The organism is Pyxidicoccus sp. M6, assembly GCF_055568925.1.
Genome location: NZ_CM145714.1, coordinates 7,852,409 through 7,868,143 on the forward strand (window position 1 = coordinate 7,852,409; position 15,735 = coordinate 7,868,143).

The window sequence follows — 15,735 nt, forward strand, 5'->3', positions numbered from 1 at the left end:
CTCCCATGGCGACTCGAGACCGTGCGCGGCTGTGCAAACGAGCCACGATGCCGCGCAACGGAGGACGCGAGACGAATCGCCATGTGGTTGGGTTGCGTCCTGCTGCCTTTGCTCCAGGCAGAAGGAGCGTCCCCGTCCTGGATGTGAAGACGGCCCCCGGTCCACGAGCAGGCGCCTGTCCGTGTGGGGAGCGACGACGACAGGCATGCGTCACGTCGAGGAGGTGTGCGAGCAGTCGCTCGATTCAGCGGTGCGCAGGATGCGTTGAGTGCTCCAGGTTGGGCATGGAGCCTCGCCCTTCGCGGGCCTGGACCTCCTGTGCCACGGGTGGACGCGGCATCAGCCGAGCAGGGTCCGCACGACCTCTTCCGCGAGCCGCGTGCCGCGTCCACGCCGCATCAGCAGTCGGTACGTCACCGGCGGCAGGCCTCGCACGGAGAGGCGCGCGAGGCCCGGGGTGGCCACCACGTCGTTGATGATGCCCACCCCCACTCCCAACGCCGCGAGCCGGCAGACCGCCTCCCAGCCCGTCACCTCCGCCGCGACCTCGAGCGTCCGTCCCCGGGCCGCGGCGGCGTCCTCCAGAGTGGCGCGCAGGGCACGGCCGAGCGGAGGCACCAGGAGCCGATGCTCCAGCAGTGCCCCCACCTCCACCTCCCGCCCTGCCCGCGCCAGCGGGTGCTGCTTCGAGGCCACGGCCAGGAGCGCGGCGTTGACGAGCGGCTGTGAGCGCAGGCCGGGAGGACTGGACGCGGGGCCGGCCACCACCGCCAGGTGCGCCGAGCCGCGCTCCACCGCGGCGACCGCGGCGGGCCCGTCCAGCACCAGGAAGGACAGCACACCGGCCCGCTCGCGCAGGAACGGAGCGATGCGCTCGGCCACCACGTGCACCAGCGCGCCTTCTCCACAGGCGAGCACCACCCGCTCCTCCGCGTGCCCCTGCCGCAACTCCACGCGAAGGGCACGCTCGCGCTCCAGCACGTCACGCGCCCAGGCGAGCACGCGCGCTCCCTCCGGGGTGAGCTGGAGGCGCCGCCCCTTGCGTTCATAGAGGGACGTCTCCAGCGCCCGGGCCACCCCTTGCAGCCGCGCGTGCATCGCCGGCTGGGACAGCCCGATGGTGCGCCCCGCGAGCGTCAGGTTGCAGTCAGCCTCCGCGAACGCCACCAGGGCCCGCAGCCCATCCGTATCCATGAGTGGAACTATCCGTCTTTTGGATAGCTGGGGAGAAGTCCCGATTCGTGCTTCGGGAGGGAGGCGGCTAGTGTTCCTTCGCGAAGAAAGGAAGAACGCTCATGGCCACCTCACGCCGCCCGGAGAAGGAACTCCAGGCACTCGCCCGGAAGTCGAAGAAGCTTTCATGGTTGCTGCGCCATGGCGCCCGGGAGACGGGCCTCGCCATGGACACCGCCGGTTTTGCCCCCATCAGCGACGTGCTGCGGATGACGGGGCTCTCGCGCGACGACCTCGACAAGGTGGTGGAGGAGAACAACAAGTCCCGCTTCGAGGTGCGGGGCTCGCAGGTCCGCGCCGTGCAGGGCCACTCCCTGGAGGGGACGCCCGTGACGCTCGACGGGCTGGAGCAGAGCTGGGTCGAGGTGACGGCGGACGCCCTCCTCTACCACGGGACGTCCGTGGGCGCCGCGCGCGCCATCCTCTCCAGCGAGGGCGTGCACTCCGCGGCGCGCACCCACGTGCACCTGGCGGCCGCGGTGGACTCGAAGGTGGGCAAGCGGGCCGGCGTGGATGTGCTGCTGGTCATCTCCCCCACCCGCCTCCGGGCCCTGGGCCTGCGCGTCTTCCGTGCCCCCAATGGCGTCCTCCTCGCGCGCGCCATTCCGGCCGCCGCCATCGTGGACGTGCTGGCGTGCAACGGCCCGGGCACCTCCGCGCTCGTGGACCTGAAGAGGCGGCTGGTCAAGCAGGCCCCTCCGCCCACGGCCGATGCCTCGGGAACCTGAAGGGCCAGGCCCGCCGACGCGCCGCGTCGCCGTCGGCGGGAAAATCCTCGAAAGGGCCGTGTCGATTCCGCGCCCCTTCGTTCGTCGCCCCGATGAGACGGGCACAAATGCCCGGGTCCACTCACCCATTCGACGAACGAAGGAGAACCACATGCGATTTCTGTCCATGGTCCGCGTCAAGGAAGGCACCGGCCAGAAGCCCAGCGAGCGGCTGATGACCGAGATGGGGAAGCTGATGCAGGAGATGACCGCCAAGGGGAAGCTGGTCGACACGGCCGGCCTGCGCCCCACCTCGGAGGGCATCCGCATGCGCAACAACCACGGCAGGTTCAGCCGCACCGACGGGCCCTTCACGGAGACGAAGGAAGTGGTCGGCGGCTACGCGCTGCTCGAGGCCCAGTCGATGGAGGAGGCCATCGAGCTGACCCGGCGCTTCCTCGAGGTCCACGGCGAGGAGTGGGACGTCGAGTGCGAGGTGCGCCAGCTGGAAAGCATGTAGCGCGCTGACGTCGTTTTTCCGCGGTTCATGCGACGTCGCCCGGCGCGGTGTGCCGGTCGGCGTCGCTGTGCATTTGCAGCGCATCACACCGGCCACGGCGCGACTCCGCCCGTGAGGAGGGGGACTCGGTCCAGTTGTTCGCCACTCGCGGCGGGGTCCCGTCCAGGCCATGAGTGCACAGAGTCCCGTCGGGAAGAACCCCATCCAGTTGGTGACCCGGAAGCTCAGCAGCCAGGCGCTGCTGTTCAGCCTCGGCATGGCGGTCCTCCTCATCAGCCTCGCGGGGATGCTGCCCCTGCACGGGCCGACGGTGGTCATCGCGCTCCTCGTCATCTTCGCCCTCGCCCTGTCGAGCTACCTGTTCGTCGAGCAGCGCCAGCGGTCCCCGACGAAGGACGCGACGGGGACGCGTGCCGATTCCCGGGGGGCGTTCGCCGTCTCGGTCTGGACCGTCTCCGCCGAAGAGGGCCCCCAGCCCTCCGGAAGCCGGGACCTGGCCGTCCGCGCGTCCCGCGAGCCAGCGAAGTACCGGCTTGGTGACAAGGTCACCGTGCAGTTCCAGGCCAGCCAGGACTGCTACCTCACCCTGCTCAACATCGGCTCCAGCGGGCGGCTGACCATCCTGTTCCCCAATGCCCTGCACCGCGACAACTTCATCGCGGCCGGGCGCGTGTACCGGATTCCGGGGCCGGGGGACGACTTCGACTTCGAGCTCCAGGGCCCTCCCGGCACCGAGCGGCTCAAGGCCATCGCGACGCGGACCCGCGTGGAGTTGCTGGAGTCGAGCTTCGCCCCGGATGGCTCCCTCTTCCGCTCGGTGCCCCCCGTGGAGGGGGCGAGAGACCTCGCGACGATTCAGCGAAGCGTCACCGGGCTTCCTTCCCACCAGTGGGCCGAATCCGAATGTGAGTTCAACGTGAAGTGAGGGTGGGCACCCTCGCGCAGCTCGAAGGAGAGGTCATCATGGCGGTCTGTTCCAAATGTGGCGCGGAGAATCCCTCCGACGCCAGCTTCTGCGGCGAGTGCGGGAACGCCTTCGCGCCTCCGCCGCCTGCTCCGGCGGTGGAGACGTTCACCGGGGGAGCCTCGGTGGCCACGGCTCCGGCGACCTCGGTGGCGCCCAGGGCCGAGGTGGACTCGGGCGTGAAGATTCTCGTCCTCATCGGCGCGCTGTTCGTGCCGCTGGTCGGCATCATCCTGGGCATCATCTACATGGCCGACGCGTCCCCGGCGAAGAAGGCGGTGGGGCGCCTGTGGCTCACGGTTGGCGCCGTCGCGCTCGTCCTGCAGATGATGTGCGTCTTCGCGGGCTCCGCGTGAGGAGGCCGCATGTCCGAGGCGTGGTCGCTCTATGGCTGGTGGTGCCACCAGCTCCCCGCGAGGACACCCCACCTGGGTGAGCTGGCCTTTCCCCTGTGCTACCGGTGCGCGGGGCTGCACCTGGGGCTGCTCGCCGCCTTCATCGCCCTGGCGCTCGGGGGTGGCTGGCGGCGGCCCCTGGAGGTCCGGCGCGGCATCGGGCTCGGCGCGCTGATGCTCCCGCTCATGGTGGATGGGTGGGCCAACCTCTTGCGCCTGTGGAGCACGCCGGGCTGGCTGCGCGCCGCCATCGGATTGGCCATGGGGCTGGGGATTCCACCGCTGCTGACGCCCCTGCTCACGCGTGGCGCCGAGCCGACCCGGACGCGGCGCGCGCACGGCCGGGATGACGCGACGCTGGCCGGGGCCGCCATGCTGGGCGCCGCGCTGCTGTGGCTGCTGTGCCACCCGGGCCGGCCCGCCGTGTTCCAGGCGCTGGCGCTCGGGGCCGTGCTGGGCACGCTCCTCTTCACAGCGAGTCTCCTCCGGGCGGTGTGTCTCACCTGGAGGTTGCACGGCGGAAAGGCGGGATGACCATGGAGTCCAACGTCTATGCACTCATCATCGGGCTCGGCGCCTATCAGGACGCGCGCATCCCTCCCCTGAAGCATGCCTGCGCGGATGCCCGGGCCTTCGCCGACCTGCTGAGGGACGCGCACGGGATGGGGCTGGCCGAGGAGCAGCTCCTGGTGCTGCTGGACTCGCAAGCGACGTTGACGGACGTGAAGTGCGCCATCACCGGCTGGCTCTTCGAGCGGGCGACCCCGGACTCCACCGTCCTCATCTTCTTCGCCGGGCATGGCCACGTCGAACCGGACCGCAGCGGACGCCGCGAGACGTGCGAGTACCTGCTGCTGTGGGACACGCGGCCGGACAACCTCTACTCCACCGCGCTGTCCAACGAGGACTTCGAGCGCTGCCTCTACACCGTGCGCGCCGGGCGGCTCGCCGTCTTCATGGACGCCTGCCACTCCGGGGGTGTGGCGCGGCTGGGCGCGCGGGACGTGCGCACCGTCCATGACCCGAGGCGGTGGATTACCCCGGGCGAGGGGCGCGTCATCATCACCGCGGCCAAGGCCAGCCAGCAGTCCTGGGAGGACCCGTCGCTCGGCCACGGCATCTTCACGTACCACCTGCTGGACGCCCTGCGGGGCAAGGCGGACAAGAACGACGACGGCCGGGTGTCCATCACCGAGGTCTACAGCTACCTGGAGCGGATGGTGCCGGAGAGCGCCCGGAAGCTGAAGCAGTCCGTGCAGGAGCCCTTCTTCTACGGTGAGCTGGGCGGCGACATCATCCTCACCGTGGACTCGGAGCGCATCGCGGCGATGGCCGCGAAGAGCGCGGAGGAGGAACGGCGGCGCTCTTCGGAGCTGCACGCCCGGCAGCAGAAGCTCTTCGAGCTGTACTCGGCCCAGCAGCTCCCGCTGGAGGCGTACCGGCGGGCCATGGAGCTGCTCGAGAAGCCGGCGGAGCAGCGCTCCTCGCTGGAGGAGAGCCGGCACGAGCTGCTGGTGCTGCTCCTGAAGGAGCAGATCACGGCGGAGCACTACCTGAAGTTCACGTACTTCATTCCGGAGCGCGAGCCCCGGTCCGCGACGGGCATCGGCATCGAGGACTTCCACGTGCGCAACGAGCCCCTGGTGCAGGGCGAGGCCGCCACCGCCGGGAGCCGTGGTGGCGAGCCGGCCCCGCCGCCAGCCCAGGCGCGCCCCCGGTTCTGCATCCATTGTGGCGCGCGGCTGCAGCCCACGTTCCGGTTCTGCACCGGCTGCGGCAAACCCGTGGTTGCGGGTCGCTGACGCGAAGTCCAGCCACCACGAGTTTGAATTTCTCTCGCCGGCCGCCGTTTCAGCGCGGGTGATTGCCGGAACGAACAGTTCCGCGCAGACACCGGAGGTGACGCTAGAGTGGCGCCTCCGCCAACTCGCACCTTGGAGAACACGACCTGATGGCCGATGAAACGCATGTGTGGTCCGGCACGCCGTCCCAGATCCTGAACCTCGGCGCCTTCACCCTCTGGGGGCTGCTGGGACTGACAGTGGTGCTGCTGCCCATCTCCATAGGCGTCATCCTCTGGAAGTACCTGGTCGTGAAGAACCACAAGTACGAGCTCACCAACGAGCGGCTGAAGCTGGAGTACGGCGTGCTCTCGAAGACGGAGGACGTGCTGGAGCTCTATCGCGTCCAGGACACCCAGTGGGAGCAGCCCTTCCTGCTGCGCCTGTTCGGCCTGGCCAACATCTATCTCGTCACCGCCGACCCCACGACGCCCGTCGTGGCCATCGAGGCCATCCCCAACGCCAAGGCGCTGCACGAGCGCATCCGCAACCTGGTCGAGCGACGGCGCGAGCGCAGGCACGTCCACGAAGTGCACGAGCTCTGAGCTCGCGACGCGTACGCGGCAGTTCAGTTCATCGAGGAGCTCGCGACCCGCATGGAAGTCTTCGAGATCATCATCGCTTTGCTGCTCGCCGGCGCGGGCCTCACCGCGTTGTCCAAGCGCATCGGAACGCCCTACCCGGCCATGGTGGCGCTCGCCGGCGCGGGCCTCGCGCTCGTTCCCGGCACGCCGACGCTGGTCCTGGACCCGGAGCTCGCGCTCACGCTCTTCGTCGCGCCGGTGCTGCTGGACGCCGCGTTCGATGCGTCCCTGCGGGACCTCCGGGCAAACTGGAGGCCCGTGGCCGGTCTCGCCATCGGCGCCGTGGTGCTCACCATCCTCATCGTCGCGGTGGTGGCCCGCCTGCTCGTGCCCGACATGCCCTGGGCCGTCGCCGTCGCGCTCGGCGCCATCGTCGCGCCCCCTGACGCGGCGGCCGCGACGGCCGTGCTCAAGCAGCTCCATCCGCCGTACCGGCTCCTCGTCATCCTGGAGGGCGAGAGCCTCTTCAACGATGCGAGCGCGCTCCTCATCTACCGGCTCGCGGTGGGCGTGGCGCTCGCGGGGACACTGTCTCCGGGGAGCGTGGTTCCGCTGCTCCTCTTCGTCACCGTGGGCAGCGTGGTGCTCGGGTTCGTACTGTCGCGGGTCATGCTCATGTTGACTCCGCGAATCCACGACGTCGCCATCGCCGTCGTGGTCCAGTTCTGCGGGACGTTCGCGGTCTGGATGCTCGCGGAGCGGCTCCACCTCTCCGGCATCCTCACCGTGGTCGTCTTCGCCATGGCGACCGCCCGCCGCGCCGCGGACCTGATTCCGGCGCGCGTCCGCATCCCGTCATACGCGGTCTGGGAGTTCGCCGTCTTCGTGCTGAACGTGCTCGCCTTCATCCTCGTCGGGTTCCAGTTGAAGGCCATCCTGAGCCGCATCGACTCGCGCACGCTCATCGCGTACACCGGCATCGCCGCCGCGGTGTGCGTCGCGACCATCCTCGCGCGAATCGCCTGGGTGTGGGGCGCCGCGGCCTTCAATCGCTGGCGGTGCCGTCCAGGGGCGGACGGCAAGACGGCGCGCAACGACACGGTGGCCCTGTCGAAGCGCACCGCGGCGGTCGTCGGGTGGTGCGGCATGCGGGGCATCGTCACGCTCGCCGCGGCGCTCGCGCTCCCCACCGGCGGGGCTGACGGGCCCGCCTTCCCCTACCGCGACCTGGTCCTGTTCACCGCGTTCTCCGTCGTGCTCGGGACGCTCGTCGTCCAGGGCATGACGCTGCGCCCGCTCATGAACGCGCTCCAGCTCGAGGACGATGGCTCGGTGGAGCGGGAGGTCCGGCTCGCCCGTGTCGAGACGCTGCGCGCCGCGCTCTCCGCCACGGCCGAGCTTCCCGGTGAGGAGATGGCAGGGCTGCTGCGCCGCCGCTACGAGGTCATGCTCCGCCGCGCCGAGGCGGACCTGGTCAACGGCGACAGCGCGCTTCAAGGAGAGCCCGCGAGTTACGGCCGCGCACTCCACGTCGACGCGGACTTCGTGCGCAGGGCCACCTCGGCCGAGCGGCAGCGGCTCCTCGCGCTGCGAGAGGACGGCACCATCGGCGACGCGGCCTTCCAGCGCATCGAGCAGGAGCTCGACCTGGAGGAACTGGACCTGCAGCAGCTCACCCCCGGCACAGGCGGGGCTGCCTGATTGGTCGCCTGGCTTCGCGGCGCTCAGCGTGAGGCGCCGCCGGACGCGCCCCGGATTTCTCGCGTCCGGGCGGACCGTGCGTGACAGGATGGCGCAGGATGTCTCGCCGCGCCTCCCAGCGTCCCCGCTGCCAGTCCTGCAACCTGCCGTCACACCTGTGCCTGTGTGCCGAGATTCCCCGGGTGGAGACGCGCACCCGGTTCCTCGTCCTCCAGCACCTGATGGAGATGGGCAAGAAGAGCAACACCGGGCGGGTGGCCATGCAGGCCCTCGCCAATGCCCGGCTGCTCGCCTATGGCGCGCTCACGGAGGCGCTCGACACCGCCGTCCTCTCCGAGCCCGGCACCTGGCTGCTCTACCCGGATGGCCCCACCGCGTCACCGGACGCACCCGCTCCGAGGCAACTGGTGGTGCTGGACGGGAGCTGGTCCCAGGCGCGGAAGATGACGCAGCGAATCCCCGCGCTGCGGACGCTGCCCCGGCTGGTGCTGCCGCCGCCCCCGCCCGAGCTGCTCAAGCTCCGTGAGCCCACGCACCCGGCGGGGATGTCCACGCTGGATGCGATTGCCCGCGCGGTGGCGGTGCTCGAAGGACCGGAGGCGGCCGCGCCGCTGGAACGGCTGGCCGCGCTCCGGGTGCAACGCATCGCCGAGTGCGGGACGCTCAACTGACGTCCCGCGCCGGCCCGGTCAGTACAGCTCCGCGCTCGCGAGATACGGAGCGGCGGTGCTGTTCTCTCCGCCCACCACGAGCACGCGGCCGTCGTTCAGCAGCGTCGCCGAGTGGGCCCGGCGTGCCTGGATGAGCGAGCCGGTGGCGGACCACCCGCCGAGGGCCGGGTCATATACCTCGGCGCTCCCGGTGATGGCGGAGGCGCCCAGCCCGCCCACGGCGAGCACCCGGCCATCGGGCAGCGAGGTGGCCGTGAAGCGCGAGCGCGCCTGGGCGAGACTGCCCGTGGCCTTCGCACTGGGGCTCTTGAAGAACGTCTCCAGCACCTGGGCCGTGGCGAGCGAGCCACTGGTCCCCGTTCCGCCCGCCACCAGCATCCGGGGCGCGGGCGCACCGGCCACGGCGGGGAGCAGCACCGCGACGTGCGCGGAGCGGGCCTGGGTGAGGGTGAGGCCACTCCCCGCGCTCCAGGTGCCGGTTGCCGCCTCGTACCGCTCGGCGGTGGCGAGCGCGGCGGTGCCGTAACCTCCCACCACGAGGACCGGTCCCTGCGTGGGGTAGAGGTCCGGGGGTAGCAACGTCGCCGTGTGGGTGTGGCGGGCGGCGGCCATCGAGCCGGTGTTCGTCCAGACGCCCGTCGCCGGGTCATACACCTGGGCCGTGGCCAGCGCGCTGGTGCCGTTGGAGCCGCCCGCCGCGAGCACCTTCCCATTGGAGAGCCGCGTCGCGCTGTGGAAGTAGCGGGCCTGGGCGAGCGAGCCCGTGGCGCTCCAGACGCCGGTGGCCGGGTCATACACCTGGGCCGTGGCGAGGGCCGCGGTGCCGTAGCCGCCCGCCACGAGCACCCGGCCGTCGCTCAGCAGCGTCGCCGTGTGCGCGTAGCGGCCCTGGGCGAGCGAGCCCGTGAGGGTCCAGACGCCGGTGGCCGGGTCATAGAGTTCCGCGCTCGCGAGCGCGCCGGTGGAACCCTGGCCGCCCACCACGAGCACTCGGCCGTCGTTCAGCAGCGTCGCCGTGTGGTAGCGGCGTCCCTGCGCGAGCGAGCCCGTGGCGACCCAGGAATCGACGGTGGGGTCATACTCCTGGAGGCTGCGCATGATGCCGCTGGGACCGAGCCCGCCCGCCACGAGCACCCTGCCGCCATCCAGCAGTGTCGCCGTGTGCTGCGTGCGGCTCTGCGCGAGCGGAGCGAGCGAACGCCACGTGCCCAATGCCGGCACATAACCTTCGACGTTGGCGAAAGCGCCACTGGGACCCTGCCCCCCCGTGACGAGCACCTGGCCATCCGGCATCAGCGTCGCCGTGTGGCGGGAGCGGGCCACCGTGAGCGAGCCCGTCGCCGTCCACGCGCCCGTGGCCGGGTCATAGAGCTGCGCGGTGGCGATGGGCGCGCTGGCGCCATCTCCTCCCGCGACGAGCACCTTGCCATTGGTCAGCAGCGTCGCCGTGTGACTGGAGCGCGCCGTCAGCGAGCCCGTCGCCACCCATGCGCCCGTGGCCGGGTCATAGAGCTGCGCGGTGGCCAGCGGGGCCGTGGCGCTCCTGCCACCCGCGACGAGCACCTTCCCATTGGGCAGCAGCGTCGCGGTGTGGAGGACGCGGGCCGCCGCCAGCGAGCCCGTCGCCGTCCACGCGCCCGTGGCCGGGTCATACACCTCGGAGGTCGCGAGGGGCGCGGTGGCGCCCTGCCCTCCGGTGACGAGCACCCGCCCGTCATTCAGCAGCGTGGCCGTATGGGAGCGCCGTGCCTGCGCGAGCGAGCCGGTGGGCGCCCACGTGCCGGTGGCCGGGTCATACACCTCGCACGTCGTGAGGAGGCCGCCCGTCCCCTGGCCGCCGGTGACGAGCACCCGGCCATCCGTCAGCCGCGTCGCCGTGTGGCTGTTCCGGGCCTGCGCGAGCGAGCCGGTGACGGAGAGGGTGCCGGTGGTGGCGTCCACGAGCTCGGCGCTGGCGAGGGAGCCGCTGGGGCCCAGCCCTCCCACCATGAGCACCTGGCCATCGTTCAGCGGCGTCGCCGTGTGGAGCTGACGGGCCTCGGAGAAGGTCGGCGTGGCGCTCCAGGAGCCGGTGGTGGGGTCGAACACCTCCGACGTCGCGAGCGCGCCGCTGGGGCTGCCACCGCCCACCACGAGCACCCGGCCGTCGAGCAGCACGGTCGCCGTGTGGCCGGTGCAGCGCTTCGGGAGCTTGCCGGTGGTGGAGACGCCCGTCACCGGGTCATACACGTGGACACTGTCGAGCCAGGCACTCCCGGTGGAGTCACTTCCGCCCACGAGGAGCACCTTGCCATTGGGCAGCACCGTCGCCGTGTGGTTGGCGCGAATCTGGGTGATGGAGGCCACGGCGGCCCAGGTGCCGGCGGCCGGGTTGTACGCCACGGCCGTGGCGAGGCCACCGCTGGTAGTGTTTCCTCCCGTCACGAGCACCCGGCCATCCGGAAGCAGCGTCTGGGTGGCGGAGACGCGGAACTGGGGCAGTGCACCGGTGGCGGCCCAGGTGCCGGTGGCCGGAGTGTAGAGAAGGCACGAGGAGTAGTTGCCGGTCGCGGAGATTCCGCCCACGAGGAGCACCTTGCCGTTGAGCAGCAGCGTCGTCTCGTGCCCATAGCGCACGTTGGGCATCGAGCCGGTGGCGGCCCACGTGCCGGTGGCCGGGTCATACAGCTCCGCGCTGGCGAGGACCGTGGAGCTGCCGGTGGCGCTGACGCTACTGCCTCCCACCACGAGCACCTTGCCGTTGGGCAGCAACGTCGCCGAATGGAGTTGGCGCACCTGGGCGAGCGCACCGGTCGATGACCAGGTGCCGGTGGCCGGGTCGAACACCTCCGCGCTGGCCAGGCGGGCACTGCTCCCCCCCCCGCCCACCACGAGCACCCGGCCGTCGTTCAACAACGTCGCCGTGTGATTGTGGCGGGCCTCCGCGAGCGAGCCGGTGACGGACCATGTACCGGTGGCGGGGTCATACAGCTCCGCGGTGGCACTGGGGATGGGAGTGGGGATGGGACCCGGTGCGGAGCCGCTGATTCCTCCCACCACGAGCACCCGGCCATCCTGCAGCCGCGTTGCTGTGTGTGACGACCGGACCGAGCTCAGCGGAGCCGTGAGGGGGTGCGCCGATGCCGCGCCCGACTCCCATGCGCCGTCGCGCTCGAAGCCGGGCCCGCAGGCGGCGAGTACGAGTACGAGTACCGCGGTCAGGGGCCTGAGGAACCTCGCGCGGTGGCACCGCGAACTGTCTGTGAATGAGGCGTGCGACGGAGTCTCTGCGGGGTGGAGATGCAGCAAGGGATTCACCATTTCAGTCATGGGTCGACTTCGAATGAGGCGGTCGTCAGCGCGCGGAAGGACGGTGCCGGACCTCGGCCTGGCATCCGGCGACGTCCTCCGTGGATTGCGGTGGCTGCGCTACTGGTTGACCGGGTTCACCCAGTCCGGCGGGTCCGCGATGGGGAGGACGTAGGTCATGTTGTGCTGGCCCGCGCCGTCGAGGATGCCGCTCATGACACCCATGATGAGGTCCGGGGCCACCATCAGGTCCTTGCCCGCCTCGAGCTGGGCGAGCGCTTCCTTCAAGTCGCTGACGCGCTCGGTGGCCATCTGCCGCGCGGTCTCCGCGGCGGAGCCCGTGCCGGCGTTGGGCGTGTAGACGGCCAGCATCACCTCCGGCGCCTCCATCACCGTGTTCATGTCCCCCGAGCGCCCCCGGTTGAGCAGGCCCTGGCCCATGGAGAGCGAGACGTTGCTGGCGATGTAGTCCTCACGCGAGGAGCCTGGATCGTGCTGCTCGTGGCCCCACGCCCCCACCCCGTTGGCCAGCACGTCGTTGAGGAACGGCTCCCCGTTGGACACGTACGCCGCCGTGACGAAGAAGAAGCAGTGGTAGGCCTGGTTGTCCGTCAGGTCATTGAACTCGGGCCGCAGGTCGATGCCCTTCGTGAGGTCGAGCCCGACGCCCGGATGGGCGAGCTGCGTGTCGCCCAGCAGGTTGATCATCTCCACCACGTTCGTGCGCGCGGGGTTCACGTCTCCGGGGAGCGCGTCCCCGGCCATGACGATGGCATCCAGCCCGTTGCCCGGCCCCACGAGGCAGGCGTGGGTGGCCGCCACCGCGTAGTCCATCACCTGCTCGGAGCTCCACTCCGGATGGGAGAGCCGCACCGAGTTGAGGGCGGCCCGCATCGACTCGGCCATGATGTGGCCGGCGCCCACGCCCCGGTTGGCCTCGATGGCGGCGTGCACGGCCTCGCAGGCTTCGGTCAGCGTGGCCATGTCATAGGTGTCCGCCACGAGCCGGTTCGCGATGGCGCCCAGGCCCATGGACTGGATGAGCGAGTCGCGCGCGGCCCCGGCCGGCGCGGCCAGCACCGCGGCGAGCTGGTTGCGCGGCACCGACACCGGCTGGCCGTACTGCGGATGGGAGGACTGGTAGGCCAGCAGGTCCGGGTACGTACGCGCCGGGTCATTCGGGTCGACGATGGTGCCGTTGGGCCGGCGGACCACGGCGTGCCCCACGCCGTCGCGCGAGTCGTTGAGGAAGACCACGGAGTCGCCGGGCCGGGCCAGGCCCATGGCGCGCTCGAAGCAGTTGCTGTTGCCGTCTCCCAGCTTCTCGGTGCGCAGCGTGGTGGGAGCCCCTGCGGCGCGCTCACGGGCACGCCAATGGTGCGCAGGGCCTGGCTCCTTCCAGCCACCTGGGCCTGGGACATGAAGCCCGTCTGCATGGAGGGCGGAGGCTGCGGGGCCGCCTGGACGGGCGGCGGGGGCGGAGGAGGCGGCGGCGCGGGCTTCACCTGGGGCGCGGGCGTCGGGGCGGGCTTCGGGAACTGGATGAACATGGGGTTTTCTCCTGTGAGGCGTTCGGAATCGGTGCCTCTTTGCTGGGATGACAGGAGGACCGGAAATGACGTCGCGATGAATCGACATCGCGCCGTCATTCCCCTCGGCCGCGACGGGCCTGGTCGATTTTCCGCGACGTCATTTTTCGTGCCCCTGTCATCCCATCAGGAGGCAGCGACATGACGATTCGAGGATTCAGTTCCACGTTCACGCAGGTGAAGCCGTCTTCTCTCCAGGGCCCTCAGACGACGCCCAACACGAGCACCGCCAATACGGGCGCGCAGCAGAGCGCCCCGCAGCCGCGGTTCGTGGATGCGTTCGCCCCGGCGGCCCAGGCGCCGAAGCTGGCGCTGTTCGGGTTCTCCCAGGGCGGGACGATGCAGGGCGTCCCTCCCTCCCCGCCCCAGCAGGACGGGACGGTGACGGCCACCGCGCCCATCATCGCGCCGGACCCCACGGACACCCGCGCGCAGATCGACTCCTACGAGGAGCTGATCGCCGGCATCCGCAACAAGAACCTGCGGAACGCGGACATCCACCTGCCGTTGGACCTCTCCGTGTTGAGGTATTTCCGGCAACCCGAAGAGGTGAACGGAGAGGAAACCTACGGACAGTACGTCGAGCGCATCCGCGCGTACCCCGACATGGGCGCGGAAGTCGCGGCGAACGAGCACCTGCTGGACAGCATCGTCGCCAACCAGGACCTGCCCTGGGGCGAGCTCTTCAAAGGACAGGACCTGACCGGGGCCACCTTCCACGAGCCGCTGAACTACGTGAACTTCAACCCCATCTCCGGGACGGACGTGACGTTCAGCGCCCCCGTCCAGAACTGCTGGTTCGGCAGCTCGGAGGTTTCCGGCCTGCGCATGGAGGCCGGCGTGACCGGGTCGAACTTCACGGGAGCGCGGTTGGAGAATGCCGTCTTCAGGGGAGACATGACCGGCAATGCCCTGAACGGCTCGTACCTGGCCGGCGCGGACTTCACCGGCGTCGTGAATGGACACGACAACGACTTCGGCTTCGCCCGGTTCGACGGCGCGCGGTTCAGTCCCACGACCGACTGGAACGGCTCCGTCTTCACCGGCGCCGTCACCACGGGCGCGACCGCGGCTCCGGCGACGGCGGCCACGCTGCCGTCCCTGGTCTTCGACGAGAGCCTCATCAAGGACCTGGGCGGGGCGGCGCGCATCAACGAGCTGGCGTCCAAGGGCGAGCTGCTCCCTGCCCTGCAGAACCTGGGCGAGCCCTACGCGAGCGCGGTGGAGACGCTCCTGCCCGAGAGCTGGAGGAGCTACCTCGCGGACGAGCTCGGCGACGGCAAGCCCATCAAGAACTACATCTATGATGCCGCCGGTGACCGTTACGGCGGCTCCGAGAGCAGCGAGCCGCCCACGCTGGCGTTCCTCCACGACCTGCAGGTGCCGGAGAACCCGGAGGACCCAGCCTCCAAGCTCTATGCGCCCGCCGCGAAGCTCATCGACAAGAAGCTGGCGGAGCTCATCCTGAATGGCGGCCAGTTGGACGACCCCATGCGGTTGGAGAGCATCGCCCGGAGCAGTGGGAGCTTCGAGGCGTGGCAGACCGCCGTGACGAGCACCACCACGCAGTGGCACGGCCACCCGAGCGCCAGCAGCGACACGCCGACGCTGGCCGAGTTCACCATTCCCCGGGAGACCCTGCAGGAGCTGTACGTGCGGATGGAAGCCCGGGGTCTGGGCGACGAGGCCCGCCTCCTGCGACAGGGCCTGGATGGGATGGGCTCCTTCACCCTCAAGGAACTCTTCGCGTCGCAGGCGCAGTACCCGAACGCGGCGCGCGTGCTGTACGAAATCCTGAGCGCACCGCTTCCCGGGTAGCGCGCTCCACATCAGCACACATTGGAGCATCGGCCCTGTGGACGGCGGTGCTCGCGGGCAGATGAATTGAAGGCATCATTTCCAGCCGAGCGCCGATAATTCCGTTCGGGTCGCTCACGACCACGCAGCACCAGAGGGGGAAACAGATGTCGAATCGAATCTCGCAGGGGAGCCCGTTCCAACCCACGCTGAATGGGCCTGAAGCTCCCACCGGGCCCACGGTGGCCGCGAAGCCGCCCGCGCCCACTCCGCCACCGCCGCCGCAGCCCACGCTCCCGCCCGGCGCCGACGAATTCGTCCGCGATGCGGCCCGTAACTTCACGAAACTGCTCGGCCAGGTGGCGACGGCGCTCACCGGCGAGGCGGCCTCGGCTCCGGTCGCGACTCCGGACCCCAGGGACATCGGCACGGGCCCCAAGGATGGCAAGAACGCCGACACCATCATCGAGGGCGGCACGGGGGGCGGAACCACGGTCACGTAGCA

14 protein-coding genes are annotated in these 15,735 nt (G+C 70.5%); 11 read left to right on the plus strand and 3 right to left on the minus strand.

From position 1 onward, the window contains the following. Positions 1-339 precede the first annotated feature (339 nt). On the minus strand, positions 340-1,194 hold the full coding sequence (locus tag ACVTJA_RS30855) for a LysR family transcriptional regulator (RefSeq protein WP_465825094.1): 855 nt from the start codon (positions 1,192-1,194) through the stop codon (positions 340-342). A gap of 101 nt (positions 1,195-1,295) precedes the next feature. On the opposite strand from ACVTJA_RS30855, the gene ACVTJA_RS30860 reads away from it, so the two are divergent. The 9 genes from ACVTJA_RS30860 to ACVTJA_RS30900 all read left to right on the plus strand — a co-directional run bounded on the left by ACVTJA_RS30860 (position 1,296) and on the right by ACVTJA_RS30900 (position 8,556). After that, positions 1,296-1,961, plus strand: a complete 666-nt coding sequence (locus ACVTJA_RS30860) for an RNA 2'-phosphotransferase (protein ID WP_465825095.1) — start codon at positions 1,296-1,298, stop codon at positions 1,959-1,961. Between the two features lie 151 nt (positions 1,962-2,112). Next, positions 2,113-2,460 (plus strand): YciI family protein, encoded by a 348-nt coding sequence (locus ACVTJA_RS30865; RefSeq protein WP_465825096.1) that lies wholly within the window; start codon positions 2,113-2,115, stop codon positions 2,458-2,460. A gap of 169 nt (positions 2,461-2,629) precedes the next feature. Next, positions 2,630-3,385, plus strand: a complete 756-nt coding sequence (locus tag ACVTJA_RS30870; RefSeq protein WP_465825097.1) for a DUF4384 domain-containing protein — start codon at positions 2,630-2,632, stop codon at positions 3,383-3,385. A gap of 38 nt (positions 3,386-3,423) precedes the next feature. Beyond that, positions 3,424-3,780 (plus strand): zinc ribbon domain-containing protein, encoded by a 357-nt coding sequence (locus ACVTJA_RS30875; RefSeq protein WP_465825098.1) that lies wholly within the window; start codon positions 3,424-3,426, stop codon positions 3,778-3,780. A 9-nt stretch (positions 3,781-3,789) separates the two neighbouring features. Next, on the plus strand, positions 3,790-4,353 hold the full coding sequence (locus tag ACVTJA_RS30880; RefSeq protein WP_465825099.1) for a DUF2085 domain-containing protein: 564 nt from the start codon (positions 3,790-3,792) through the stop codon (positions 4,351-4,353). Beyond that, complete coding sequence (locus ACVTJA_RS30885; RefSeq protein ID WP_465825100.1) at positions 4,350-5,621, plus strand: caspase family protein; 1,272 nt, start codon at positions 4,350-4,352, stop codon at positions 5,619-5,621. Before ACVTJA_RS30880 ends, ACVTJA_RS30885 begins: the two co-directional genes overlap by 4 nt. Positions 5,622-5,770: 149 nt before the next feature. Continuing rightward, the gene (locus ACVTJA_RS30890; protein ID WP_465825101.1) at positions 5,771-6,205 is read left to right on the plus strand and encodes a PH domain-containing protein; all 435 of its coding nucleotides are present in this window, start codon (positions 5,771-5,773) and stop codon (positions 6,203-6,205) included. A 51-nt stretch (positions 6,206-6,256) separates the two neighbouring features. Beyond that, the gene (locus tag ACVTJA_RS30895) at positions 6,257-7,885 is read left to right on the plus strand and encodes a Na+/H+ antiporter (RefSeq protein ID WP_465825102.1); all 1,629 of its coding nucleotides are present in this window, start codon (positions 6,257-6,259) and stop codon (positions 7,883-7,885) included. 98 nt (positions 7,886-7,983) lie between these two features. Then, entirely contained in the window at positions 7,984-8,556 is a 573-nt protein-coding gene (locus tag ACVTJA_RS30900) for a tRNA-uridine aminocarboxypropyltransferase (protein WP_465825103.1), read from the plus strand. Positions 8,557-8,574: 18 nt separating this feature from the next. Here the strand turns inward: ACVTJA_RS30900 and ACVTJA_RS30905 are convergent, their stop codons facing one another. Together ACVTJA_RS30905 and ACVTJA_RS30910 are read right to left on the minus strand one after the other, a co-directional pair. Continuing rightward, on the minus strand, positions 8,575-11,601 hold the full coding sequence (locus tag ACVTJA_RS30905) for a Kelch repeat-containing protein (protein WP_465825104.1): 3,027 nt from the start codon (positions 11,599-11,601) through the stop codon (positions 8,575-8,577). Positions 11,602-11,964: 363 nt separating this feature from the next. Beyond that, entirely contained in the window at positions 11,965-13,128 is a 1,164-nt protein-coding gene (locus ACVTJA_RS30910; protein ID WP_465825105.1) for a hypothetical protein, read from the minus strand. Between the two features lie 446 nt (positions 13,129-13,574). On the opposite strand from ACVTJA_RS30910, the gene ACVTJA_RS30915 reads away from it, so the two are divergent. Both ACVTJA_RS30915 and ACVTJA_RS30920 read left to right on the plus strand, forming a co-directional pair. Beyond that, complete coding sequence (locus ACVTJA_RS30915) at positions 13,575-15,251, plus strand: pentapeptide repeat-containing protein (protein ID WP_465825106.1); 1,677 nt, start codon at positions 13,575-13,577, stop codon at positions 15,249-15,251. 146 nt (positions 15,252-15,397) lie between these two features. Beyond that, positions 15,398-15,733, plus strand: a complete 336-nt coding sequence (locus ACVTJA_RS30920; protein WP_465825107.1) for a hypothetical protein — start codon at positions 15,398-15,400, stop codon at positions 15,731-15,733. Positions 15,734-15,735: the final 2 nt, after the last annotated feature.

Coding starts and splice junctions, on each gene's coding strand:
- ACVTJA_RS30855 (WP_465825094.1), bottom strand. CDS start 1,194: ATGGATACGGATGGGCTGCGGGCCCTGGTGGCGTTCGCGGAGGCTGAC.
- ACVTJA_RS30860 (WP_465825095.1), top strand. CDS start 1,296: ATGGCCACCTCACGCCGCCCGGAGAAGGAACTCCAGGCACTCGCCCGG.
- ACVTJA_RS30865 (WP_465825096.1), top strand. CDS start 2,113: ATGCGATTTCTGTCCATGGTCCGCGTCAAGGAAGGCACCGGCCAGAAG.
- ACVTJA_RS30870 (WP_465825097.1), top strand. CDS start 2,630: ATGAGTGCACAGAGTCCCGTCGGGAAGAACCCCATCCAGTTGGTGACC.
- ACVTJA_RS30875 (WP_465825098.1), top strand. CDS start 3,424: ATGGCGGTCTGTTCCAAATGTGGCGCGGAGAATCCCTCCGACGCCAGC.
- ACVTJA_RS30880 (WP_465825099.1), top strand. CDS start 3,790: ATGTCCGAGGCGTGGTCGCTCTATGGCTGGTGGTGCCACCAGCTCCCC.
- ACVTJA_RS30885 (WP_465825100.1), top strand. CDS start 4,350: ATGACCATGGAGTCCAACGTCTATGCACTCATCATCGGGCTCGGCGCC.
- ACVTJA_RS30890 (WP_465825101.1), top strand. CDS start 5,771: ATGGCCGATGAAACGCATGTGTGGTCCGGCACGCCGTCCCAGATCCTG.
- ACVTJA_RS30895 (WP_465825102.1), top strand. CDS start 6,257: ATGGAAGTCTTCGAGATCATCATCGCTTTGCTGCTCGCCGGCGCGGGC.
- ACVTJA_RS30900 (WP_465825103.1), top strand. CDS start 7,984: ATGTCTCGCCGCGCCTCCCAGCGTCCCCGCTGCCAGTCCTGCAACCTG.
- ACVTJA_RS30910 (WP_465825105.1), bottom strand. CDS start 13,128: ATGGGCCTGGCCCGGCCCGGCGACTCCGTGGTCTTCCTCAACGACTCG.
- ACVTJA_RS30915 (WP_465825106.1), top strand. CDS start 13,575: ATGACGATTCGAGGATTCAGTTCCACGTTCACGCAGGTGAAGCCGTCT.
- ACVTJA_RS30920 (WP_465825107.1), top strand. CDS start 15,398: ATGTCGAATCGAATCTCGCAGGGGAGCCCGTTCCAACCCACGCTGAAT.